This window comes from Tropicibacter sp. S64, from assembly GCF_049803835.1.
Lineage (GTDB): Bacteria > Pseudomonadota > Alphaproteobacteria > Rhodobacterales > Rhodobacteraceae > Pacificoceanicola.
In genome coordinates, this window is sequence record NZ_JBNAGK010000005.1 from 60838 (window position 1) to 82092 (window position 21255).

Consider the following 21255-nt stretch of genomic DNA (forward strand, 5'->3'; position numbering starts at 1 on the left):
CAAACTGCGTCGCGGCCGCTTCGTACTTGTCTGGCAAGGCATTGAGAACGCTTCCGTTTCGGAAACATCCCTACCCTGCCTCGAATCTGCTGTTTAGAACGTATCAAAACAAGATGATCAGGTAAAATTGCATTACCTGATCATCGCAATAACCCAGTCCTATCAAAATGCCGGGATAATCAGTCCGGAACCGATCGCCACGCCCGCTCGGACGAGGACTGGTGGATCGCCTCGACCAGCATCTGGATGCGCAGCCCGGCACGAAAACCGTAGGGTTCCGGCGCACCTGACGTGATAGCTTCAAGAAACCGGGCCACTTCGATTGCCTTGAGATCGTTGAAACCGATTTGATGCCCGGCAGCGACGCAGAACCGGCCGTAAGGCGCATGATCCGGTCCGGCTTCGATCCGGCGGAAGCCCTGGCGCCCCTTGGCATCCCGCGTGTCGAAGAAATGCAGTTCGTTGAACCGCTCCTGGCTGAAGGTCAGAGCGCCCTTCGAGCCCCAGACCTCGAAATCGTGCTGCATCTTGCGCCCCGTCGCGATCCAGTTCGCTTCGAGACTGCCGTTCGCACCGCTGGCAAAGCGCAGGAAGGCGCGTGCGACGTCGTCGACCGTCACCGCCTTCACACCGCCATAGCCATCCGGACGCTCCGGGATCATGGTCACACAATCGCCCATGACCTCGGTGACCGGACCCAAAAGATATTCTGCGGTGGCAAGGACATGGCTGCCCAGATCCGCCAGCGCCCCGCCCCCCGCCGGATCGTGCCGGAAGGTGTAGGGACCCGTGGCATCCGCCATGTAGTCCTCCGCATGCAGGCCACGAAACCCCCGGATCTCGCCAAGTTCACCGGCCTCGATCATCTCCCTGGCCAGTTTCAGCATCGGGTTGCAGAGGTAGTTGAACCCGACTTGGGTCTTGACCCCCGCCGCCTCGGCGGCTTCCGCCATCTCGCGGGCATCGGCGACAAGGGGAGCGAGCGGTTTTTCGCAATAGACGTGTTTGCCCGCCGCGATGGCCGCAAGGGCCATGTCCTTGTGCAGGGCGTTCGGGGCGGTGATGTTGACCACGTGAATCGCCGGATCGTCCACCATCTTGCGCCAGTCGGAGGTGGCATGGGCGAAGCCGAGCGCCGAGGCGGCTTTCGACGCCGCCGCGTCCGAGATGTCGGCGAGCGTGTGCAGCACCGGGTTCACGGCGAGATCGAACACCTTGGCGGCGCTGGCATAGCCGAAGGTATGCGCCTTGCCCATGAAGCCCGAGCCGATAAGACCGACGTTGAAATCAGGCTTTGTAGTCATGCAGATGGGTCCTGTTGACGATGAGCGCCGGATCGAGCCGGCCATGAAAGAAGTCGATGACGTTCTGGGCGGAACCGATGGCCATGCGCTCTGCCGCACCTGCCGTGACTCCGGCGATATGAGGGCTGAGGAGGACCTGATCGAAGGACTTGAGCGGGTGATCGGCAGGCAGCGGCTCCTGTTCGAACACGTCGAGTCCCGCCGCGCCGATGGTGCCATCCTTGAGGGCCTCGACCAGCGCCGCCTCGTCGACGATGCCGCCGCGTGCAGTGTTGACCAGCACGGTGCCGGGTTTCATCGCAGCGAATTCCTCCGGCCCGATCAGGGGTTTGTCCGCGCGGGGTGCGCTGACGGAAATCACGTCGGCCCAGGCCAGGGCGTCCCGCAGGTTCGACGCCGGAGTGACAGGCCCCTCTGGCCAGCCCTGTTTCAACAGATAGGGGTCATAGGCCCGGATGTGCAGGCCGAAGCCCGCCGCCATCACCGCCGTGTGCCGCCCGATCCGGCCATAGCCAAGCAGCAGCAGGTTGCGCCCGCGCAGATCCTGCGATTCCAGCCGGTTGCGCCAGGCCCACGGTCCCTTGCGCACCGCCGCATCCGCCCGCAGCACGCGTTTGGTTGCCGCGAGGATCATCATCATCGCGTGTTCCGCCACCGACGTCGAATTGACATCCCCGCAGACCGCCAGCGGAATGCCCTGCGCGGTCAGGGCCGCCACGTCCACCGCGTCATAGCCCACACCATGGCGGGAGACGAGCCGCAGGCGCTTCGCCCTGGCCACCGTCGCGGCGCTCATCGGTTGGGTTCGGATCAGCAGCGCGTCCGCCTCGCCGATCAGCGGCGCATAGCTTTCCTCCGAGATGTCGTCCACGTAGGTCGGCTCGATTCCCTTGCAGTCATCGAGCAACGCGCGGCCCGACGGGTGCAACATCCCGGCGACCAGCACCCTGTACATCAGTATGCCCCGCCGTCCGGCTCCGTGCTCCCGGACCCGACAGCCTCCCGGAACGCTTTCACATGCGCCGCCGCGCCTGCCGCGAGGATACGGGCATCGCCCGAGACGGTGGTCATGTGATAGCCCCAGCTCACCGCCCGCGCCGCATACTCTGGCGTCCCGCAATGCAACGCCGCCTTGATCCCGTGCCGGGCGCAGGTGTCGGCGATCTTGCGCAGCGCTGCGATCATCTCCGGCTCCTCCCGGTCGAAACCGGGGTTCAGCGTGCCGTCCGAAAGCGAGAACGCCAGGTCCGCCGGCCCCACGTAGATGCCGTCCAGACCCGGCGTCGCGGCGATGGCGTCGAGGTTCTCCATCGCCTGCTTCGTCTCCACCATGGCCCAGCCGATGACCTCGTCATTGGCCTCCTGCGCGATGCCGCCGCCCTGCGGATAGCTGGCCCGGGTCGGCCCGAAACTGCGCTGGCCCAGAGGCGGATAACGCATGTAGCTGACGAACTCCGCAGCCTGTTCGGGCGTGTTGATCATCGGACAGATCACCTGATAGGCGCCCGCGTCGAGCATCTTCATGATCGCCGCCGGATCGAGCCAGGGCACCCGGGCGCCAATCGTCACGCCACTGGCCCGCATCGCCTGGAACATCGGCAGGATATGGGAGTAATCGACCGCGCCGTGCTGACCGTCGATGCTGATCGCGTCATAGCCCTGCTCGGCCATGATTTCGGCGACGAAGGGCGATCCGATGGAGAGCCAGCCATGCAGGACCGGACGCCCCTCGGCCCAGATTTGCCTGAGCGGGTTCTTCTTCATGACTCAGACCTCCGAAAGCTGGATCGTGCGGGCTTCCGCGATGGATTTGAAACAGGCCTCCGCCAGCGCCAGCGCTTTCACCCCGTCGTCGAACGTCACCTCCGGCGCGGCCTTGCCCTCCACCGCGTCAACGAAGTTGTCGATCTCCGCGACAAAGGCGGCGTGATAGCGCTCGATGAAGAAGTGCTGCAGCGGCGCGGCGTGGTTCGTGAAGCCCTGCCCGTAGACCACCGCATTGTGCTCCCGGTGATTGTCCGACAGCGCCATGCCGCCCGATCCGAACAGTTCGACCCGCTGGTCATAGCCATAGACCGCCTGCCGCGAGTTTGTGATGATCGCCTGCTTGCCCGAAGCGGTGCTCAGCACCGCCGTGACGGTGTCATAATCGCCGCATTCTTCCATCAGCGCCGGATTGACCAGCCGTGCGCCCGTGGCGCTGACCGCAATGACTTCCTCGCCCAGCATGTAGCGCGCAAGGTCGAGATCGTGGATCGTCATGTCGCGAAAGATGCCGCCGGAGGTGCGGATGTAGCCGTCCGGCGCCATGCCGGGATCGCGGGAAGTGATCACCACCTGATGCAGATCGCCCAATCGCCCGTCAAGCAGAGCCGCCCGCGCGGCACGGTGTCCGGGATCGAAGCGGCGGCAGAAGCCGATCATCACCGGCACGTCCGATCCGGCCAGCGCCGCGCCGCAATCCCGCGCCCGGCCCAGATCGAGGTCGATCGGTTTCTCGCACAGCACCGCCTTGCCCGCCGCAACGCCGGCCTTGATGAACTCCACATGCGTCGACGTGGGCGTGGCGATCAGCACCGCGTCGGCATCCGAGGCAAAGGCCGCCTCCGGGCTGTCATACACCGCGCAGCCATGCCGGGCCGCCGCGGCCTGCGCCGCCGGGCCGTGGGTGTCGAACACCCCGGCCAGTGACGCACGCGGGTGAGCGGCGATGATGTCGGCGTGCATCTGTCCGATCCGGCCGCAGCCGAGCAGGGCGATTCTGGTCATGATTTCCTCCCGGGTCGTTTCCTGCAATATTCATTGCAAAAGCGTTGCATTGTCAATCCACGTTCCTTAGAGAGGAGAAAAGCACCACCGGAGCACGCCCGCCAGCCCGCAATCGGGCTCGCTGCGCGATCCTCTCACGGCTGCAAGAAACGCGCGGGTATCGCCGGTCCGAGCCATGCCAAGGCCGGCGGTTGCGGGTATAGCGTCGGCGGAACGAAGACCACACGCGGTGCGCCGCGACAGGGAGGACTTGAAATGCTGAAGGCGAAACTGGGCATGTCGCCCATCGCATGGTGGAACGACGATCTGCCGGAACTCTCCGACGATGTGAGCCTGGAGGAATGCCTGCGCCAGTCGCGCAGCGCGGGCTTCACCGGCATGGAAATGGGCCGCCGTTTTCCCTCCGACCCGGACGAGATGCTGCCGATCCTGAAGGCCGCAGACGTGACGCTCTGCGGCGGCTGGTTCTCCGGCACGCTGGCGGCGGATGGCGATCTCGCGGCGAACAAGGCCCGCATTTTGCCGATGATCGACCTGTTCAAGGCGGTTGGCGCACCCTGCATCGTCTATGGCGAGGTGGGCCTCTCGATTCAGGGCGACCGGAGCATTCCCCTTGCCCGCAAGGCGGTGCTGAGCGCCGACCAGATGAGGGCCTACGCCCGGCAGGTCACAGAATTCGGCGAATGGTGCGCGGATCAGGGCATGCCGCTCTCCTACCACCACCACATGGGCGCGGTGGTGCAGTTCGAGGAAGAACTCGACGCCTTCATGGCCGCATCCGGAGTCGGCATCCCGCTGCTGCTCGACGCCGGGCATCTCGCTTTTGCCGGGGGCGACCCGCTGGCCGCCATCGACAAGCACCACGCGCGGATCAGCCATGTCCACGTCAAGGACATCCGCCGCAGCGTGACCGACACGCTCGACCGCGAAAAGGAAAGCTTCCTCGACGCGGTCATCAAGGGCGCCTTCACCGTCCCCGGCGACGGCAGCCTCGATTTCGGAGCCATCGTGCAGAAATGTGCGGACCACGGCTACGAAGGCTGGTTCGTGGTGGAGGCCGAGCAGGACCCGGTCGCCAACCCGCCATTGAAGATGGCGCAGGTCGGTCATGCGGAACTGATGCGGGTGATGACAGCAGCAGGATACGAGGTGATCTCATGAACAGAATTGACGGAAAGATCGCGGTCGTCACCGGCGGCACGCAGGGTCTGGGCGCGGCGATTGCCACGCTCTTTGCCAAGGCCGGGGCCGCGGGGATCGTGATCGTCGGGCGCGGGCTGGAGAAGGGGCAAGCGAAGGCGGCGGCCATCACCGGGGAAACCGGTGTGCCGGTGGAGATGGTCGCGGCGGATCTGGGCAACATCGACGACGTGCGGGCCATCATCCCCGCGACGGAGGCCCGCTTCGGCCGCGTGGACATCCTGGTGAACGCCGCCGGGCTGACCGACCGGGGGAACCTGCTGAACACCACGCCTGAGCTGTTCGACCGGATGTTCGCGGTGAACACCCGAGCGCCGTTCTTCCTCATGCAGGACGCGGTGAAGCTGATGGAGAAGACCGGCGTGCAAGGCACCATGGTCAACATCGGCTCTACCTCCGAACGTGCGGGCCAGCCCTTCATCGCGCCCTATTGCGCCTCGAAGGCGGCGCTGGCCACGCTCACCCGCAACTCCGGCTATGCCCTCATGCGCAATCGCATCCGGGTCAACCAGTTGGACATCGGCTGGATGAACTCCGACAACGAACGCGCCTTGCAGGAGGCAGAGAGCGGCGATGCCGGGTTCATCGACCGGGTGGCGGCGACGATGCCCTTCGGGCGGCTGCTGGACCCGGCGGAGGTGGCGAAGGCCGTGCTCTGGATGGCCTCCGACGACAGCGGCATGATGACGGGCGCGGTGATCCACTTCGACCAGTCGGTCTGGGGCGGCTATGACGGGCAGGCCCCGGCCCCGGCGGAGAAGCTCACCGAATGACCTGACAGGCCCGGCCCCGCGCCGGGCCTTTGCGTTCCGGACTGTTCCTGACTGTCCGGCACGGAACCAAAGCGCCGCATCGGCGTTCTCCCTTGGACTGTCGCGCAAACGTGATTGCGCCGCCAACGACAGACCGAAACAACACAGGGGAACACTCCGATGACCGCCGTCGATCGCACCGCGACCCATATCAAGGACGCCGCCGAAACCACCGCCGCCGACCTCCGCCAAGCCGCGGAGGACGCGGCGGACCACGTCCGCGACACCGCCGAAACCAAACTCGACGACGGGGCCCACGCCCTGACCGATGGCGTGACCGACCGGGGCGACGCCTACGCCGATGCCGCCCGCCGCGCGGGCAGCCAGTTTCCGGCCGGCTCGCTCGAAGAGCGCGCCATGCAGGAGATCGCCAACCGCATCGACGGGGCGCTGAGCCATGTCCGCGACAAGGGCTTCGACGAGTTGAGCCGCGATGTGGCGACCTTCGCCCGACGCAACCCGCTGCTGTTCCTCGGCGGCGCCGTGCTCGCCGGGTTCGCCGCCGCCCGGGTACTCAAGGCCGAGACACCCCGCGCCGCCCCGGCCTACTCCGACGATCCTTGGGCCGGGCACCTGTCCGCGCCTGCCGTCGCCACCGGAGACGCGCAATGATGGAGCCGGGCCGCCAGCCACAGGACGACATCCGCGCCCTGCCCGACCTGCTCGCCGACCTCGCCACGCAGATGCGCAAGCTGTTCGTGACGGAGGTGAAGCTGGCAAAGGCGGAACTCTCCGAGAGCGCCCGCAGCGCCGCTACGGGGCTGGGTTTCGTCGTCGCCGCCGCGCTGATCGCCTTGGTCGCGGTGCAGGCGCTCGTCGCCGCCGCTGTCATCGGCCTCGCCGAAGCGGGCCTGAGCTGGCTTGCCGCGACGCTGATCGTCGGCGGTCTGCTGGCCCTGGCCGCACTCATCCTGGCCCTTCTGGCGCGGTCGAAACTGTCGAGCCGCGCCCTGACACCGAACAGAACCGTTAACCAGGTCCGCAAGGACCTGACCCTGACCGAGGAGATGACCCATGGCTAATGCACGCATCGAAGAGCTCGAACGGGAAGCCGAAACCCAACGCTCCCGCGTCTCCGACATTGCCCACCGCCTGAAGGACAGCGCCAATCCGGTGCGCGCCGGGCAGGAGGCGATCCGCACCAGCGCCGACTGGGCGCAGGAGGCGGCCTCCTCGCTGGGCGAGATGGCCAAGAAGAACCCCGCCGCGCTTGCCCTGATCGGCACCGGCGCCGCGCTGCTGATCGCACAATCGACGCGCGCGCCGCAGCCGGAACAGCCGCAACCGCAGCCGGACCCGCTGCGCAGCGGCCCGTCCTCGCGGTCGCTCGAACTGTCTCTGGATCGCGGTCTGGAGAAGCTGCCGGAAAGCGCCCGCCGCCGGGTGATCGCCGCCCGCGAACATGCGCTCGACGCCCAGCGCAAGCTGGAGCGCCACGCGGCAAGGCTGGGCGAGACCGCCACCCGCACGCATCAGGAGCACCCCTTCACCACCGCCGCAATCGCCATCGGCGTCGGCGCCATCGCGGGAGCGCTGCTACCCTCGACGAAACAGGAAGGGGCCCTGCTCGGCGCCCGCCGCGACGCGGCGCTGCGCAAGGCCGAAGCCCTGCTGCACGAGGAAATCGACGCGCTTCAGGCCCGCGCCAGCGCGGCGCTGAAGGACGGTGTGGAGGCGACGCGCTCAAATGTTTGACGGCGCCCTGAGGCCCTCCGGTCTGCGTCTGGCGCAGACCTGGAGCCTCGTCATCATCGCGGCGCTGCTCGTCGTCACCAGCCTGCGGCTGGCAGAGAGCTTCGTCGCTCCCATTGCCCTCGGGCTCGTCCTGTCCCTTGTCCTCGCCCCCTCGGTCAGCATCCTGCACCGCCTCGGGGTGCCCCGGGCCGTCAGCGCCACGGCTGCCCTGCTCTTCGCCGCGTTTTTCTTCTTCATCCTTGTCGTGCTGCTCGGGCCGGTGCTAATCGACGCCACGCAGCAGCTGCCGCTTGTGCTGCAGGAGGTGCATTACTACCTGCAGCGCCTTACCTACTCCATCCGCGGCCTTGAAGACCTCGGCGACGAACTGGAGCGGTCGCTGACGCAGGGCGGCGAAGAGGCCATGCCGACGATGATCGACATGATGTGGATGGCGCCGAATTTCCTCGGCCAGTCGCTGATCTTCGCGGGCACCGTGTTCTTCTTTCTGATGACGCGGGACGAGATATACGCCACCTTCACCCGCATGGCCCCTGCCCTGCGCAAGGCTGACCGCGCGGTGTCGCATTACTTTGTGACCATCACCATGATCAACGCGGGGCTTGGCGTGGCCACCGCCGCGGTCATGATGGCCATCGGGGTCAGCTACCCGATGATCTGGGGGGTTGCGGCGTTCCTGCTGAACTTCCTGCTCTATCTCGGCCCCATCGCCCTCATCGGCGCATTGACCGTCGCCGGCATCACCCAGTTCAACGGCGTCTACTCCTTCCTTCCCGCGCTCGGCTATTTCGCGCTGAACATGACCGAAGCACAGTTCGTCACGCCTTTTCTCGTCGGGCAGCGCCTGCAGATGAACCCGCTGGGCATCTTTCTTGGCATTCTCTTCGGTCTGTGGCTCTGGGGGCCGATCGGCGGGATCGTGGCAATTCCCACGATGATCTGGCTCACTACGTTCTGGATTTCGTCGCCCCGGTTCACCACGCCGCAAGAGGACGCGCAGGCACTATGAGCATGGACTTCGCCCCCCTGCCCGGTGCGGCCCCGGACGCGCCGCGCAAGACCGGCATCGAGATCGAATTCTCCGGCCTGACCGAAGAGGCGGTTGCCGGGATCGTCGCCCGGACGCTCGGGGGCGAGGTGCACTCCGATGGCGCCCATGCCTACCGGGTCAGCGGCACCGAGCTGGGCGAAGTCCGGATCGAGCTGGACATCTTCCTGCGCAAGAAACAGGGCGGCAAGCTGCTGGAAAACGGTCTCGATCTCGCGCGCGCGGTGATTCCGGTGGAGATCGTGACCGACCCGCTGACACCGGAGCAGATCGGCGAGCTGGACGCCCTGCGCGCGGTGCTGCGCCGCGAAGGCGCGGAAGGCTCCTCGCAGGGCGTCTTCCTCGGCTTCGGCGTACACCTCAACCCGGCGCTGTCCGGAACGCCGGAGCATGACGGCGCAGTGATCCTCGCCTTTGGCCTGCTGGAGGATCACCTGCGCGCGGCCTTTCCGCTCGACACCACCCGCCGCCTGCTGCCCTTCGTCGATCCCTGGCCCCGGGCGCTGGTGGACGATCTGGCGGAGGCGCGGAGCCCTTCAATATCGGACATCATGGACCTCTACGCCACGCACACCACGAGCCGGAACCACGGGCTCGACCTGCTGCCGGTGTTCAAGGACGCCGCGCCGGACCGCTTTGCCCGCCTCTTTCGCCATACCGACGGCCACGTCTCCGGCCGCCCCGCCTTTCACGTCCGCCTGCCGGATTGCCGCATCGATGAGGCGGACTGGTCGCTTCACGAAGCCTGGGACATGTGGCAGCTGGTGGAGCGTGTCGCGCAGGAGGACGCGCTTCTGGACCGGCTGTGCGAGGACAGGCTGGCGCAAAGAGGCCGCCTGCTGACTACCCGGAGCGGCTGGGCCCGGCAGGTCGATGCGCGCCTCGCGGAGTCCGGCCTCGGAGCGACGGCATGACCCGACCGCTTATCGGAGTGACGACCTCGCGCCGCTCGGGGTGGCGGGTGTATCCGCTGGTCAACCTGAACCTCTGGCTCGCGGGCGGGCGTGGCATTCGCTGGGGCGCGGGACGGCCTGCGGACCTCGGCACCGTGGACGGCATCATCATCGGCGGTGGCGACGACATCGCGCCGGAACTCTACGGCGGACGGCTCGGGATTTCGGCCCGGCTCGACCGCGCCCGCGACGATTTCGAACGCACTCTGGCCGAGCAGGCCATCGCGCGGGGCATCCCGGTACTCGGCATCTGCCGCGGGGCACAGATGCTCAACGTCGCGCTCGGCGGCACGCTCGACCAGACCGCCTGGCAGACCTACGGCCAGCAGGAGGTCATTCGCACCGTCCTGCCCCGCCGCGCCATCGACATCATCCCGGGCAGCGTGCTGGAGCGCATCGCCGGGCCGGAGGAAATGACCGTCAACGCCCTGCACACGCAGGCCATCGACCGCACGGGCCACGGCCTGCACGTGGTGGCGCGGGACAAGTCGGGCATGCCGCAGGCTGTGGAACGGCAGGGCGATCCGTTTGCGCTCGGCGTCCAATGGCACCCGGAACACCTGTTCTATGCCCGGCGGCAGCGGGCGATCTTCCGCGCCCTTGTCGAGGCGGCGCGGGGCCACGCGGAATCCCGCGCGGCGGTGCCGAAAGCGGCAGAGGCCTGACCGGGCAGGCCTCCTCCAGGCCAGGTGCGCCGATTTCCTGCGAGGAAATCGGACCGAACTCTTTGAAAGAGTTCGGCCGCGATACTCAGGCGTCCGGATTGAAATCGCCCGCCACGAAGCTCACCGAATAGACGTGGTGCGACTCGCCAGAGTCGACATTTTCCGTGCCTTCCAACTGCGTCACGAACGCCCGCATCAGCGTACTCCCGAGCCCGGTGCTCTCCGTCGCGTCCGCATCCGGTGGCGTTACCGGCGTGCCGACCGTGTTGCGGATCGAGAAACGCACAAGGCGGCTCGGCTCGTCGAACGTCAGGTCGATGCGGATCTCCGCCGGTCCGTCCGGCGGGATGCCGACGTATTTCAGCGCATTCGTCAACGCCTCCGCCAGCAGCATGGACAGCGGTACCGCCTGGTCCGGGAACAGCATCACGTCCTGCAGTTCCGTACGCACGCGCACGCCGCTCTCACCGGGCATCCCGGAGAGATCCTTGACCATGGCCTCGATCATCTCGGCGGCATTGACGGCGCTGGTGTCGGGCTTGGTGTAGAGCGTGCGATGCAGCGTCGCGAGGCCGCGTACACGGCGCTGCAGACCGGCGAGCATCCGCCGCGCCTCCGGGGTCTTTGCAGTGCGGGCCTGCATGTTCATGATCGAGGCGATGAGCTGCAGGTTGTTCTTCACCCGGTGGTGCACCTCGCGCAGCAGGACCTCCTTGTCGCGCAGGTCCTGCTCCTGCTGGGCCTCCGCCTGGGCGAGAAACAGCACCATCCGGTTGAACGCCCGCGCGGTGTCGGCCAATTCCTCCGGCGGGTTGTGCAGTTCCACCCGCCCGCCGTGCAACTCGCCGAGCGCATACTTGCGCATCGCCGAACGCAGCTCCGAAATGTGCCGGATCACCAGCCGCTGCACCCCGAAATAGGCCACCGTCACGCCCACCCCCCACATCAGGATGGGGAACAGAATCGACAGGATGAAACTGAACTGTGCGGCGTTTTCCGCGCCGCTGCTCTGCGGCCAGCTGCCGACGAGCACGACACTACCCGGAATCATCTCCGAAATCGCGAAGACCCGCTCCTCGCCGTTGCCCGCCATCGCGTCGAAGGTCTCGCCGACCCGCTCGGCCAGCGTGGCCCAGACCTGCGTGCTCTGCGGCATGAACTGTGGCGCCGCCTCGACCCCGCCGGTGGCCGAGATCACCTCGCCCTCGATGTTGATCGTCGCCAGCCGGAGGCCTTCGTCCTCGGTGCTGTCCGACATCAGCGCATTGGCCAGCCGGTGCGGGATCGAGATGCTCACGTAGCCGACCATCTCACCCGACATCCAGACCGGGTGGCTGACCACGATGACCTGCTGCCCGGTGACCGAGCCACGCTTGCTGATCTCGATCGTCGGCTTCTTGCCTTCCATGATGTTCTTGAACACCAGGTTGTCGGAAAAGTCCCGGGTGACCCGGGCCGAACTGCAGGTCATGATGCCGGTGCTGCGCACGAAACCGGCAAAGATGAACTGCGGGTGGTTGCGGATGAACTGCGCCATGACCTCGGTGCAGGTGCCCGCGGGTGCGGCAAGCACCGTCGCTCCCAGACCCTGCGCCGCGCCGAGCGCCTCCTGGATCAACTCGCGCTCCGCCAGCGCCGCCTCCACCGTGCGCCCCTTCAGCGACGCGCGGTTGAGCGAGCGGGCCTCGTCCAGCACTGCCTGTGTCTGGTAAAGGGAAATCACCCCGAGCGGCAACAGCGCCAGGGAGAGCATCGCCACAAGGCGTGCGGACAAGCTGCGAAGCTTTGCTATTCGTCGCCTCAAGCGCGTGGGCCTCCTGTCAAACCCTGTCCGGCGCCCGCAAACCGGGCGCCGTCCCGTCGTTGTTCAGCAAACCTCAGGCTGCGCTCGGGTTCTCGGCGACGATACCGGACGTGACGATGTCCGTCGCCTCCAGCCGGTCGTCCTCGTCCAGCCCCATCAGCTCCGCCAGCCGCGCCCGCGCCCGGTTGACCCGGCTCTTGATGGTGCCGACCTTGACGCCGCAGGTCTCGGCCGCCTCCTCGTAGGAGAAGCCCCCCGCGCCGACCAGCACCAGCGCTTCCTTCTGCTCCGCATTGAGCTGCGCGAAGGCCGTGTTGAAATCCCGCATCTGCAGGCGTCCGTCATGGTCCGGTTTCTGCGCCAGATTGGCGGACAAGACGCCGTCGCCATCCTCCACCTCGCGCCGCGCCTTGCGGAAGTGCGAGTAATAGGTGTTTCGCAGGATGGTAAAGAGCCAGGCCCGCATGTTGGTGCCTGCCTCGAAACTCTCGATCTTGGTCCAGGCCTTGACCAGCGCATCCTGCACCATGTCGTCGGCGAGGGCCGAATTGCGCGTCAGGCTCATCGCGAACGCGCGCATGGCCGGAATGTGCTCGACCAGTTCCTCGCGGGGATCAAGCGTCATTCTGCCGGTCCTTGTCCGACATCGTCCCGGCCCCGGCCTGCTGCAACTGGGCCAGCAACTGCGTGAACCGATCCGGAACATCCTGGTTCAGGACATCGTCGTAGGCGCGCTTGAGGTTCGCCTCGATCTCCTGTTGCAGGCGGGAATTGTTATTGTCTGCCGTCATGCATCACACGTCATTTTTTGGGTTTTTCCATGGTTTGCTTGGAACCGAACGCGTGCTTCGGCGTTTGGTTCCCAGAAACGTGAAAAAAAAGGACGTTAACAATGACCGAAGTTACCGGCGGGGATCTGGCAACACGCGTGGGCAGCAGTCTCCCCTATCTGCGCCGTTATGCGCGGGCGCTGACCGGCTCGCAGCAACGCGGCGACCAGTACGCCATGGCCGCGCTCGAGGCCATCCTCAGCGATCCGGCCAGTTTCGACACCTCCCTGACGTCCCGGTGTGCCTTGTTCAAGGTGTTCCACTCGATCTGGATCACCACCGGTGCGCCGCTCAGCGACGAGGAAACCGGGCTGGCAAGCAAGGCCCAGAGCCACCTGGCGCGGCTCACCTCCGGCACGCGCGAGGCGCTGCTCCTGCACACCATCGAGGAACTCACCTTTGCCGAGGTCGGACAAGTCATGGACATACCGGCCTCCGAGGCCGAACAGCTTGTCAGCATCGCCTATACCGAGATGGCCGAGAGTGTCTCGGGCCGCGTGATGATCATCGAGGACGAGGCGATCATCGCCGTCGATCTCGAAGCCATCACCTCCGAAATGGGCCACAAGGTGACGGGCGTGGCGCGCACGGAATCCGGCGCGGTCGAGCTTGCCGGCCGCGAGACGCCCGACCTGATCCTGTCGGACATCCAGCTGGCGGACAATTCCTCGGGCATCGACGCCGTCAACCGCATCCTGAAGTCGCATCCGGATGTCCCGGTGATCTTCATCACCGCCTATCCGGAACGCCTGCTCACCGGCGAAGGCCCCGAACCTGCCTTCCTCATCTCCAAACCCTACACCGAGGAGCAGGTCCGCTCGGCAATCAGCCAGGCGATGTTCTTCTCCTCGACCGAAACCCTCAAGGCCTGACCGTTCCTCTCATGGCCAAAGGCGGAACCCCCGGCGCGCGTGCCGGGGGTTTTTTCGTGTCTCAGCCGGTCTTGGCGGTGGCACGGAGCATCCAGGCCGCCTGTTCGTGAAACGCGCTTCGGGCGGTTGCAAGATCTTCCGTCACCGGGTCCGCCAGCCCGCCGACAAGCCGGATCAGCGCGTGCAGGCGATGCGCCACCCGCTCGTGGTCCGACGCCAGGTCCTCGACCATCTCAGCCGCACTCGGCGTGCCCGCCTTGTCCTCGATCTGCGAGCGTTCGACGATCTCCCCCATCGTCATCGGCGCGAGATGCCCCAGCGCCCGAATGCGCTCGGCCAGTTCGTCCGCCGCGGCGAACATGTCCTCGTACTGCCCCTCGGTCAGCTTGTGCAGCGGAAAGAACAGCGGCCCCTCGACGTTCCAGTGATAGGCGTGGGTCTTGAAGGTCAGGCGGTAGGTGTCCGCGAGCACATCCGCCAGCGCCTGGGAAATGCGCTCCGCCTCCTTCACACCTGTGGCGATCTCGTCGGTGCTCGGGGTGACATTCAGTGCGTCTTTCATCTCGGTCTCCATCCTGTGTTGGTGTTCGGTAAGATTCACCGAAACAACGCGGGCACCGCCCGAATGTTCCGCATCACGCGACCGAACCCTGCTCACAACCATATGATAATAAAGAAAAAGGCGGGGCCGATAAGCCCCGCCTCATGTCGTTACCCGTCTTGTCTGCCGGATCAGGGCGTCCGGCCCCGCAGGGCGCGGGCCACCATGGCGACCACGAACAGGATGAGGAACAGGACGAACAGAACCTGCGCCACACCGGCGGATGCAGAAGCGATGCCACCAAAACCAAAAACCCCGGCGATGATGGCAACGACGAAGAAGAGAAGAGCCCAATACAGCATGGGAAGTCCTTTCAGGTTGCCTTGTTTGCTATCTGCCCTGTCAACCCCCGGTCGGCCGAAAAGGTTCCCGCAGATTTTCGGGTCATCGAATCGTGACCGTCCGGAACTTAATCCCGGCGCGGCGGTTTCTCTCACAACACGCACACCGTGAAAGGAGACTTCTCATGACGACCGTTCACCCGATGGAAGCCGATACCCGCATCACCAGCGAAAGCGAAACCGAGAGCCTTGCGGACCGCGCCCGCCGCAGCGTGCACGACGCCCGCGACAAGGCGTCCCAAACCGCCGCCGACCTGCGCGAGCGGGCCGAAAAGGCGGGTCACGACCTGCGCGACCGCGCGGACCGGGCGAGCCATGACCTGCGCGAGCGGGCCGAGTTCGAATACGAGCTTGGCAAGGAGCGCCTCGGCAAGGCCGGAAGCGAGGCCGAGCGCCTCGTGAAGGACAACCCCGCCCTCGCCATCGCCGGCGCGGTTGGTGTCGGTGTCCTCTTGGGTCTTGCCCTTGGAAACAGCCGTCGCGGCTGACCTTTTTGTCTTGCGAGTTGACAGGGTTACCCTGACGAGTGGCAGGCAGCGTCCTTGGACGCTGCCTGTTATCGTTCCGGCCTGTGGGATCGCGCTTCCCTCCCCCGTGGGGAGGGTCAGGGTGGGGGAAAGGTCTGCGTGGGGGACAGCAGGGCCTGGCTATCCGGGCCATAGGTCAAGCCGCGAACCGGATCTCGAACACCGCGCCGCCTGCAGCTTCGATCAGCACGATATCCGCCCCGTGCGCCCGGAGCAGGGTGCGCACGATGAACAGCCCCATCCCTGTCCCGTCCCTGCCCCGCCGTGTCGTGAAGAAGGGTTCGAAGATGCGCTCCCGGTTGCCCGGCGAAATCCCCGGCCCGTCATCCGCTACCGTCAGAACCCCCGGCCCGGCCCGCAGCGTGACCCGGCTCGCCCCGTGCCGCGCGGCGTTGCCGGTCAGCTGTTCGAGCACCACCGCCAGCCCCTCGGCGGCCATCGGCAGCACGGCGTCGCCGTTGACGACCACCGGCAGGCCCGGTGTCTGCATCACCGCCAGCGCCTCCGCCACTGTCGCCCGCCCGGGATACCGCACCTCCCGCGCCCGCGCCGCCCGGCGCAGCGCCTCCAGTTGCTCCTCGATCTGCCGCCGTGCGCCGTCGATCTGCGCCAGCAGGACCCGGTCCTCGGCCTCGAGCCCGCCGTCCTCCAGCAGTTCCACCGCCGCCCGGATCGCCGAGACCGGCGTCTTGATCTCATGCGTGACGTGATCGGAATAACTGCGCAGGCTGCTCTCGCGGTCCCGCAGAACCTCCGCCATCTCCATCACGCTCTTCGCCGTCGCGTGCAGTTCCTTCGTGCCGAAATGCGCGGGCGGCGCGGTGCCCTCGCGCGGCGCGGCCATCACCTGTGCCGCGTAGACCTGCAGCGCATGGATCGGCCGCAGCAGCAGCCGCACCAGCAGCCAGCCGAGGAACGCCGTTGCCGCCGCGATGCACAGCCCGAGCAGGACCGCCGCCTGCCGGTAGCCGATCTCCGGCCCGAGGTAGCGGAACACCACCAGCCCGGCCAGCGAGATGATGAGCGTCCCCGCCAGCCCGCCGCCCAGCACGAACCCCAGCGACGGCCGCCACCGCCGTTTGCTCATGCCGCGCCCAGCCGCATGCCGACGCCGTGCACCGTCTCCAGCGCCTCCGGTGCGCCCGCCTCCGCCAGCTTGCGCCGAAGGTTGCGCAGGTGGCTGTCCAGCGTCCGGTCCGAGACCGGGCTGTGCGCGCCCCATTGCGCCTCGATCATCTGCCGCCGCGAGCGCACCTGCCCAGGATGCCGCATCAGATGGTCCAGCAGGGCAAATTCGGTGGACGTCAGTGCAATCTCGCGCTCCCCCACCCAGGCCCGATGCGCCGCCCGGTCGAGCCGCAGATCGCCATGCCGCGCCTCGCTGCGGTTGCCCGTGCCGTGCGTCCGCTTGAGGATCGCCCGCACCCGCGCCACCAGCTCACGCGGGCTGAACGGCTTGGTGACGTAGTCATCCGCCCCCAGTTCCAGCCCGACGATCCGGTCCACCTCGTCGTCCCGCGCTGTCAGGAACAGGATCGGCACCTCCGAATGCGCCCTTATCCGGCGGCAGACTTCGAAGCCGTCCATCTCCGGCAGGCCGACATCCAGCACGATCAGGTCCGGTGCCTCGCGCCCGGCGTGCGTCAGCGCCGTCTGCCCGTCGCCCGCCGTCACCACGGCATATTCCGCCCGCTCCAGCGCCATCCGCACCAGCTCCCGCAGCCGGGGATCGTCATCGACCAGAAGGATCTTCATCATCGTCACTCCTCCCCGGATTTATTGCAGGACCCGCCATGCGCGGAAAGTCCAATCGCGCCAGCCGTCGATTTCCGGGGCATGCCGCGCCTCGCAGTAGAGATAGCTGATCTCGCTGTCGATCGCGTCGTCGCGCATCCGGATTTCCGTCACCACCCGGCTCGCCATCTCGCCCAGATCGCAGACATAGCGGATGTCGATCTGCTCGACCGAAGCCACCTCCCGCGTCAGCTGCTGCCGTGCCACGATTTCCGCGAAGTTCACGAAACAGGCTCCGTAGAGCGTCGCAAGGCCAAGAACCAGCAACCGGACCCGCAGCCACGCATTGTCCCGCCTATTCACGATCTGCCAGCCGATCAACCCAAGCCCCACCGCGACCAGCGCCATCCAGATCATCGCGTGCAGCCGCAGGTAGGTCAGCCCGTATGCCTCCACATAGAGTTCCAGCCGCAGCGCCGACGACGCACACAGGGCCACGTTCTGCGCCAGCCAGAGCATCAGCAGCGGCATCAGCGCCTTGTGTTCCCGGGCAAAGGGCCGCGCCATCAGGGCAAAGACTCCGGCGAGCATCGCCGTCAAAACCAGCGGATAGGCGCCGCGATGGGCGTATTCGGCATAACTCATCCCCTCCGGCAGGCTGCCGCCGCCGACGAGGATGTTCAGGTCCATCACCGTCTGGACGCCGAGCAACCCGTTGAACACCCACAGCGCCCGCAGCACCGAGCCGGGATTGACGCCGAGGTTCAGGCCAGCGCCCTGCCAGCGCGGCAGGGTCACGGTCTTCGGCCCCGCCGTCAGCAAGGGCCAGACGAACAGCGCAACGCCGGTCCAGAAGACCAGCCGGACGATAACCTCCTCCGACGGCTCGAACGTCAGCACCTGCGACAGGCGCAACTCCAGCACCGGGTTCGCCTCGATCATCAGGCTGAGCAGGATCAGCCCGCCGCCCACCGGCATCGCCCAGTTGCGGAAGAGCGCCTTGAGAACACCCCGGTCAGGGCGCGGGATCATCCCGGCGTCGATCTGTCCAACCCTGGCCAGCGCCATGAAGCCCGCCACCAGTGGCGCGAAAGGTGCTCCCATCAAGCCGAGGTACAGCCGCACCCCCTGCCCGGCCAGCACACCCGCCGCCGTGCCCAGAGGCCAGCGCAGCAGCGCCAGAGCGGCCAGCAGGCCCGCCATCAAGAAGGCGATGGAGAGCATCTGTACATGCTCGATCACCGGCAATGCGCCCAGAAAACACAGGAAAACCGGCAGCTTCCAATCCCGCCGCGCCTGCCCCAGCGCCAGAAACCCCGCCAGCACCGCAAAGGCAAAGAGCGCCAGCGACAGCCCGGCGTTCTCCTGCCAGAACAGGAAGTCCGCCAGCACCACCAGCGCCAGCAGGACAAGCACCAGCCGCCTCGGCACCCGCTCCAGCATCGCCTTAGCCGGGGACCCGGCCGCGCCGCCGTCCTCCGCCGTCGTCTCGCTCATCAGCCACCAGCCGTCACGCGCCAGGGCACGCGGCACGCCGCGCAGGGTCAGGATGTCCATGGGTGTCCCTCTTTTTCACCGTTTCATTGCGGAACGGTGTGTCAGAAGGTCAGGTCATACCGGGTGCACCGGATGTGCAGAAATTCCGCAGACGCGTCAGTCGGCCTTGGAGTCATGGAAGAAACGCGGCGGCAGTACGCGCTCCCGGTCATTCTCGCAAGGCACCTGCGCCGCCCAGTCGGCATAGAAGCCGGTACTCGCGCGGTCGAACAGCGCTTCCAGGGCAGCGATCGGATCGCGCTCGTGGTAATCCACCCGCAGCGTCAACGGCGCGTGCTCCGGATGCAGGATCAGCAGCGCGGCGGACATAAGCCCCCGGCTGTCGCTCCCCGCGGTCTCGCCCTCGCGCAGCGCCGCGATCAGCCGGTGCCCGAGGCTCCCCTGCGTGGTCCTGTACCCCTCCGCCACCGCATGCAGGACATCCTGCGAGGCCAGCAGGTTGCCCGCGACGATGCCGCCCTGGGTAAAGCAATGCCCCATCGCAGGCGTGTTATCGGCACCGGTGAAGGCCGCCGCGCCGCCGTGCAGGTCCAGCGCCGAGAGTTGCCGCTGCGCCCGGCCGCTGTCCGGCGCGGTGACCGCCTCGACCGCCGCCTCGGCGCTTGCGCCCGCGGCCATGCGGTCCAGCACGGCCTCGCCCCAGAAGGTCGATGGCGCCGCGCCCTGGCTGGCGGACAGGCCAACCCCGACCCGCCCCCGCAGGACCCACCCCCCGACGCACAGCGACCCGGTCGTTGCCGCGCCCCCAAGCGCGCCGGTTTCGGGGTCGTGAACGAGGATCGAGTAAGTCATGGGCAGTCTTCCTTCCGTGCCCCTCAAAATTATCATGAAAAATTGACCGATGCAATTTATCATGATAATTTTGAGAAAACATAACCGACAGGGAGTCGCCAACAATGAACCTTCTGACACTGACGCGCCGGACCTTGCTGGCCGCCGCAACCTCCACGCTGGCCCTCGGGGCGCTGACCCTCTCGGCGCAGGCGCAAACGCCCGAAGGCGTGTTGATCGTCGGCCAGATTGCCGAGCCGAAATCGCTCGACCCGGCAGCGGTGACGGCGGTGAACGACTTCCGCATCCTCGTGAACCTCTACGAGGGTCTGGTGCGCTACAAGCCGGGCACGCTGGAGGTGGAGCCGGGGTTGGCGGAAAGCTGGGAGATCTCCGAGGACGGCACGGAATATACCTTCAAGCTGCGCGAAGGGGTGATGTTCCACGACGGCACGCCCTTCAACGCCGAAGCGGTGAAGTTCAACTTCGACCGGATGCTGAAGGAGGATCACCCCTATCACGACACCGGCCCCTTCCCGCTTGCCTTCTTCTTCGGCTCGGTCGAGGAAACCTCGGTGGTCGACGATTACACGGTGAAATTCAAGCTGAACGGCCCGTATGCGCCTTTCCTGTCGAACCTCGCCTACCCGACCGGCCTCCTGGTCTCCCCCGCCGCCGTCGAGGCGAACGGGGCCGACTTCGGCCGCAGCCCGGCGGGCACCGGGCCGTTCAAATTCGCCGAATGGCGCTCCAACGAGGCGGTGGTGATCGAGAAGAACCCGGACTACTGGGGCGACCCGGCAGGCACCGAGGCGGTTGTCTTCCGCCCGATCACCGACGCCAACACCCGAGTGGCGGAAATGCTCGCGGGCGGCATCGACATGATGGTCGAGGTGCCGCCGACCGCGCTCTCGCAATTCGAGGGCGACGGCTTCAAGGTGGTCGAACAGGCCGGCCCGCACGTCTGGTTCCTGATCCTGAACGCCAAGGAAGGCCCCTTTGCGGACAAGAAGGTGCGGCAGGCGGCGAATTACGCGATCAACAAGGAAGCGCTGGTGAACGACGTGCTGGAAGGCACGGCGGATGTGGCCGCGGGCCCGACCCCGCCCGCCTTCGCATGGGCCTACAACGAGGCGCTGGACCCCTATCCCTATGATCCGGAGAAGGCCAAGGCGCTGCTGGCCGAGGCCGGGGCGGAGGGGGCCGAGCTGACCTTCTTCGTGACCGAAGGCGGCTCCGGCATGCTCGATCCCGTCGCCATGGGCACCGCCATTCAGGCCGACCTCGCCGCCGTGGGTTTCGACGTGAAGATCGAGACCTACGAGTGGAACACCTTCCTCGGCGAGGTGAACCCGGGGCTGGAGGGCAAGGCGGACATGGCCGAAATGGCCTGGATGACCAACGATCCCGACACCCTGCCCTACCTCGCCCTGCGCAGCGAAGCCTGGCCGGACAAGGGCGGGTTCAACTCCGGATACTATTCGAACCCGGAAGTCGACAAACTGCTGGAAGAGGCGCGGGTCGCCACCGATCAGGACATGCGGGCCGATCTCTACAAGAAGATGCAGACGATCGTGCAGGAGGATGCGCCCTGGGTGTTCGTCGCCAACTGGAAGCAGAACGCGGTGACGTCCGACCGGGTGGAGAACTTCTCGCTCGAGCCGTCCTTCCTGCTGCAATTGCAGGATGTCGTGAAGAACTGAGCGGTTTCGGGCGCTGACGCGCCCGACCGTGGGGGGGGGGGGGGGCCCCCCCGCCCCCCCCCACAGGGA

General features: G+C 66.7%; 24 protein-coding genes. 11 read left to right on the forward strand and 13 right to left on the reverse strand.

What is annotated here, in order from left to right; translation table 11 throughout:
* Positions 1-179 precede the first annotated feature (179 nt).
* Genes ACP159_RS09425 through iolG form a run of 4 tightly spaced genes read right to left on the reverse strand, consistent with a single transcriptional unit; the run spans position 180 to position 4073 of the window.
* Positions 180-1304 carry a Gfo/Idh/MocA family protein gene (locus ACP159_RS09425; RefSeq protein ID WP_425099423.1) on the reverse strand — a complete coding sequence of 375 codons (1125 nt, stop codon included), beginning with the start codon at positions 1302-1304 and terminating at the stop codon, positions 180-182.
* Positions 1288-2259, reverse strand: a complete 972-nt coding sequence (locus tag ACP159_RS09430; RefSeq protein ID WP_425099424.1) for a hydroxyacid dehydrogenase — start codon at positions 2257-2259, stop codon at positions 1288-1290. The genes ACP159_RS09425 and ACP159_RS09430 overlap by 17 nt, the downstream gene beginning before the upstream one ends.
* The gene (locus tag ACP159_RS09435) at positions 2259-3068 is read right to left on the reverse strand and encodes an HpcH/HpaI aldolase family protein (protein ID WP_425099425.1); all 810 of its coding nucleotides are present in this window, start codon (positions 3066-3068) and stop codon (positions 2259-2261) included. The genes ACP159_RS09430 and ACP159_RS09435 overlap by 1 nt, the downstream gene beginning before the upstream one ends.
* A gap of 3 nt (positions 3069-3071) precedes the next feature.
* Positions 3072-4073 carry an inositol 2-dehydrogenase gene (gene iolG, locus ACP159_RS09440; protein ID WP_425099426.1) on the reverse strand — a complete coding sequence of 334 codons (1002 nt, stop codon included), beginning with the start codon at positions 4071-4073 and terminating at the stop codon, positions 3072-3074.
* 255 nt (positions 4074-4328) lie between these two features.
* On the opposite strand from iolG, the gene iolE reads away from it, so the two are divergent.
* From iolE to ACP159_RS09480, 8 genes are all read left to right on the forward strand, one after another.
* Positions 4329-5234 (forward strand): myo-inosose-2 dehydratase, encoded by a 906-nt coding sequence (iolE, locus tag ACP159_RS09445; RefSeq protein WP_425099427.1) that lies wholly within the window; start codon positions 4329-4331, stop codon positions 5232-5234.
* Positions 5231-6046 (forward strand): SDR family oxidoreductase, encoded by an 816-nt coding sequence (locus ACP159_RS09450; protein WP_425099428.1) that lies wholly within the window; start codon positions 5231-5233, stop codon positions 6044-6046. Before iolE ends, ACP159_RS09450 begins: the two co-directional genes overlap by 4 nt.
* Positions 6047-6205: 159 nt before the next feature.
* Positions 6206-6697 (forward strand): hypothetical protein, encoded by a 492-nt coding sequence (locus ACP159_RS09455; protein WP_425099429.1) that lies wholly within the window; start codon positions 6206-6208, stop codon positions 6695-6697.
* Complete coding sequence (locus ACP159_RS09460) at positions 6694-7107, forward strand: phage holin family protein (RefSeq protein ID WP_425099430.1); 414 nt, start codon at positions 6694-6696, stop codon at positions 7105-7107. Before ACP159_RS09455 ends, ACP159_RS09460 begins: the two co-directional genes overlap by 4 nt.
* On the forward strand, positions 7100-7780 hold the full coding sequence (locus ACP159_RS09465; RefSeq protein WP_425099431.1) for a glycine zipper domain-containing protein: 681 nt from the start codon (positions 7100-7102) through the stop codon (positions 7778-7780). Before ACP159_RS09460 ends, ACP159_RS09465 begins: the two co-directional genes overlap by 8 nt.
* Positions 7773-8789: an AI-2E family transporter gene (locus ACP159_RS09470; protein WP_425099432.1), complete on the forward strand. Its 1017-nt coding sequence runs from the start codon at positions 7773-7775 to the stop codon at positions 8787-8789. The genes ACP159_RS09465 and ACP159_RS09470 overlap by 8 nt, the downstream gene beginning before the upstream one ends.
* Positions 8790-8791: 2 nt before the next feature.
* Entirely contained in the window at positions 8792-9742 is a 951-nt protein-coding gene (locus tag ACP159_RS09475) for an amidoligase family protein (RefSeq protein ID WP_425099434.1), read from the forward strand.
* Positions 9739-10446 carry a gamma-glutamyl-gamma-aminobutyrate hydrolase family protein gene (locus ACP159_RS09480; protein ID WP_425099435.1) on the forward strand — a complete coding sequence of 236 codons (708 nt, stop codon included), beginning with the start codon at positions 9739-9741 and terminating at the stop codon, positions 10444-10446. Before ACP159_RS09475 ends, ACP159_RS09480 begins: the two co-directional genes overlap by 4 nt.
* Positions 10447-10531: 85 nt before the next feature.
* On the opposite strand, the gene ACP159_RS09485 is transcribed toward ACP159_RS09480, so the two are convergent.
* The 3 genes from ACP159_RS09485 to ACP159_RS09495 all read right to left on the reverse strand — a co-directional run bounded on the left by ACP159_RS09485 (position 10532) and on the right by ACP159_RS09495 (position 13041).
* A complete protein-coding gene (locus tag ACP159_RS09485) occupies positions 10532-12220 on the reverse strand; it encodes a sensor histidine kinase (protein ID WP_425099436.1) in 1689 nt (562 codons plus the stop codon).
* 103 nt (positions 12221-12323) lie between these two features.
* A complete protein-coding gene (locus ACP159_RS09490) occupies positions 12324-12875 on the reverse strand; it encodes an RNA polymerase sigma factor (RefSeq protein WP_425099437.1) in 552 nt (183 codons plus the stop codon).
* Complete coding sequence (locus ACP159_RS09495; protein ID WP_425099438.1) at positions 12865-13041, reverse strand: NepR family anti-sigma factor; 177 nt, start codon at positions 13039-13041, stop codon at positions 12865-12867. Before ACP159_RS09495 ends, ACP159_RS09490 begins: the two co-directional genes overlap by 11 nt.
* 101 nt (positions 13042-13142) lie before the next feature.
* On the opposite strand from ACP159_RS09495, the gene ACP159_RS09500 reads away from it, so the two are divergent.
* Positions 13143-13952, forward strand: a complete 810-nt coding sequence (locus tag ACP159_RS09500; RefSeq protein WP_425099439.1) for a response regulator — start codon at positions 13143-13145, stop codon at positions 13950-13952.
* Positions 13953-14013: 61 nt separating this feature from the next.
* Here ACP159_RS09500 and ACP159_RS09505 read toward each other — a convergent pair whose 3' ends face one another.
* Both ACP159_RS09505 and ACP159_RS09510 read right to left on the reverse strand, forming a co-directional pair.
* A complete protein-coding gene (locus ACP159_RS09505; RefSeq protein WP_425099440.1) occupies positions 14014-14514 on the reverse strand; it encodes a Dps family protein in 501 nt (166 codons plus the stop codon).
* A gap of 170 nt (positions 14515-14684) precedes the next feature.
* Positions 14685-14855 carry a DUF1328 domain-containing protein gene (locus ACP159_RS09510; protein ID WP_425099441.1) on the reverse strand — a complete coding sequence of 57 codons (171 nt, stop codon included), beginning with the start codon at positions 14853-14855 and terminating at the stop codon, positions 14685-14687.
* Positions 14856-15019: 164 nt separating this feature from the next.
* On the opposite strand from ACP159_RS09510, the gene ACP159_RS09515 reads away from it, so the two are divergent.
* The gene (locus tag ACP159_RS09515; RefSeq protein WP_425099442.1) at positions 15020-15382 is read left to right on the forward strand and encodes a DUF883 family protein; all 363 of its coding nucleotides are present in this window, start codon (positions 15020-15022) and stop codon (positions 15380-15382) included.
* Between the two features lie 175 nt (positions 15383-15557).
* Here the strand turns inward: ACP159_RS09515 and ACP159_RS09520 are convergent, their stop codons facing one another.
* The 4 genes from ACP159_RS09520 to ACP159_RS09535 form a co-directional block, all read right to left on the reverse strand.
* A complete protein-coding gene (locus ACP159_RS09520; RefSeq protein ID WP_425099443.1) occupies positions 15558-16508 on the reverse strand; it encodes a sensor histidine kinase in 951 nt (316 codons plus the stop codon).
* Entirely contained in the window at positions 16505-17176 is a 672-nt protein-coding gene (locus tag ACP159_RS09525; protein ID WP_425099677.1) for a response regulator transcription factor, read from the reverse strand. The genes ACP159_RS09520 and ACP159_RS09525 overlap by 4 nt, the downstream gene beginning before the upstream one ends.
* 21 nt (positions 17177-17197) lie before the next feature.
* On the reverse strand, positions 17198-18712 hold the full coding sequence (locus ACP159_RS09530) for a DUF4173 domain-containing protein (protein WP_425099444.1): 1515 nt from the start codon (positions 18710-18712) through the stop codon (positions 17198-17200).
* Positions 18713-18808: 96 nt separating this feature from the next.
* On the reverse strand, positions 18809-19504 hold the full coding sequence (locus ACP159_RS09535; RefSeq protein ID WP_425099445.1) for a DUF1028 domain-containing protein: 696 nt from the start codon (positions 19502-19504) through the stop codon (positions 18809-18811).
* A gap of 104 nt (positions 19505-19608) precedes the next feature.
* On the opposite strand from ACP159_RS09535, the gene ACP159_RS09540 reads away from it, so the two are divergent.
* Positions 19609-21186, forward strand: a complete 1578-nt coding sequence (locus ACP159_RS09540) for an ABC transporter substrate-binding protein (RefSeq protein ID WP_425099446.1) — start codon at positions 19609-19611, stop codon at positions 21184-21186.
* The last annotated feature ends 69 nt before the right edge of the window (positions 21187-21255 follow it).

What these genes read in the sequence shown, in the direction of transcription:
- ACP159_RS09425 (WP_425099423.1), bottom strand. Translation starts at nt 1,304, where the DNA reads ATGACTACAAAGCCTGATTTCAACGTCGGTCTTATCGGCTCGGGCTTC.
- ACP159_RS09430 (WP_425099424.1), bottom strand. Translation starts at nt 2,259, where the DNA reads ATGTACAGGGTGCTGGTCGCCGGGATGTTGCACCCGTCGGGCCGCGCG.
- ACP159_RS09435 (WP_425099425.1), bottom strand. Translation starts at nt 3,068, where the DNA reads ATGAAGAAGAACCCGCTCAGGCAAATCTGGGCCGAGGGGCGTCCGGTC.
- iolG (WP_425099426.1), bottom strand. Translation starts at nt 4,073, where the DNA reads ATGACCAGAATCGCCCTGCTCGGCTGCGGCCGGATCGGACAGATGCAC.
- iolE (WP_425099427.1), top strand. Translation starts at nt 4,329, where the DNA reads ATGCTGAAGGCGAAACTGGGCATGTCGCCCATCGCATGGTGGAACGAC.
- ACP159_RS09450 (WP_425099428.1), top strand. Translation starts at nt 5,231, where the DNA reads ATGAACAGAATTGACGGAAAGATCGCGGTCGTCACCGGCGGCACGCAG.
- ACP159_RS09455 (WP_425099429.1), top strand. Translation starts at nt 6,206, where the DNA reads ATGACCGCCGTCGATCGCACCGCGACCCATATCAAGGACGCCGCCGAA.
- ACP159_RS09460 (WP_425099430.1), top strand. Translation starts at nt 6,694, where the DNA reads ATGATGGAGCCGGGCCGCCAGCCACAGGACGACATCCGCGCCCTGCCC.
- ACP159_RS09465 (WP_425099431.1), top strand. Translation starts at nt 7,100, where the DNA reads ATGGCTAATGCACGCATCGAAGAGCTCGAACGGGAAGCCGAAACCCAA.
- ACP159_RS09470 (WP_425099432.1), top strand. Translation starts at nt 7,773, where the DNA reads ATGTTTGACGGCGCCCTGAGGCCCTCCGGTCTGCGTCTGGCGCAGACC.
- ACP159_RS09475 (WP_425099434.1), top strand. Translation starts at nt 8,792, where the DNA reads ATGGACTTCGCCCCCCTGCCCGGTGCGGCCCCGGACGCGCCGCGCAAG.
- ACP159_RS09480 (WP_425099435.1), top strand. Translation starts at nt 9,739, where the DNA reads ATGACCCGACCGCTTATCGGAGTGACGACCTCGCGCCGCTCGGGGTGG.
- ACP159_RS09490 (WP_425099437.1), bottom strand. Translation starts at nt 12,875, where the DNA reads ATGACGCTTGATCCCCGCGAGGAACTGGTCGAGCACATTCCGGCCATG.
- ACP159_RS09495 (WP_425099438.1), bottom strand. Translation starts at nt 13,041, where the DNA reads ATGACGGCAGACAATAACAATTCCCGCCTGCAACAGGAGATCGAGGCG.
- ACP159_RS09500 (WP_425099439.1), top strand. Translation starts at nt 13,143, where the DNA reads ATGACCGAAGTTACCGGCGGGGATCTGGCAACACGCGTGGGCAGCAGT.
- ACP159_RS09505 (WP_425099440.1), bottom strand. Translation starts at nt 14,514, where the DNA reads ATGAAAGACGCACTGAATGTCACCCCGAGCACCGACGAGATCGCCACA.
- ACP159_RS09510 (WP_425099441.1), bottom strand. Translation starts at nt 14,855, where the DNA reads ATGCTGTATTGGGCTCTTCTCTTCTTCGTCGTTGCCATCATCGCCGGG.
- ACP159_RS09515 (WP_425099442.1), top strand. Translation starts at nt 15,020, where the DNA reads ATGACGACCGTTCACCCGATGGAAGCCGATACCCGCATCACCAGCGAA.
- ACP159_RS09520 (WP_425099443.1), bottom strand. Translation starts at nt 16,508, where the DNA reads ATGAGCAAACGGCGGTGGCGGCCGTCGCTGGGGTTCGTGCTGGGCGGC.
- ACP159_RS09525 (WP_425099677.1), bottom strand. Translation starts at nt 17,176, where the DNA reads ATGAAGATCCTTCTGGTCGATGACGATCCCCGGCTGCGGGAGCTGGTG.
- ACP159_RS09530 (WP_425099444.1), bottom strand. Translation starts at nt 18,712, where the DNA reads ATGGACATCCTGACCCTGCGCGGCGTGCCGCGTGCCCTGGCGCGTGAC.
- ACP159_RS09535 (WP_425099445.1), bottom strand. Translation starts at nt 19,504, where the DNA reads ATGACTTACTCGATCCTCGTTCACGACCCCGAAACCGGCGCGCTTGGG.
- ACP159_RS09540 (WP_425099446.1), top strand. Translation starts at nt 19,609, where the DNA reads ATGAACCTTCTGACACTGACGCGCCGGACCTTGCTGGCCGCCGCAACC.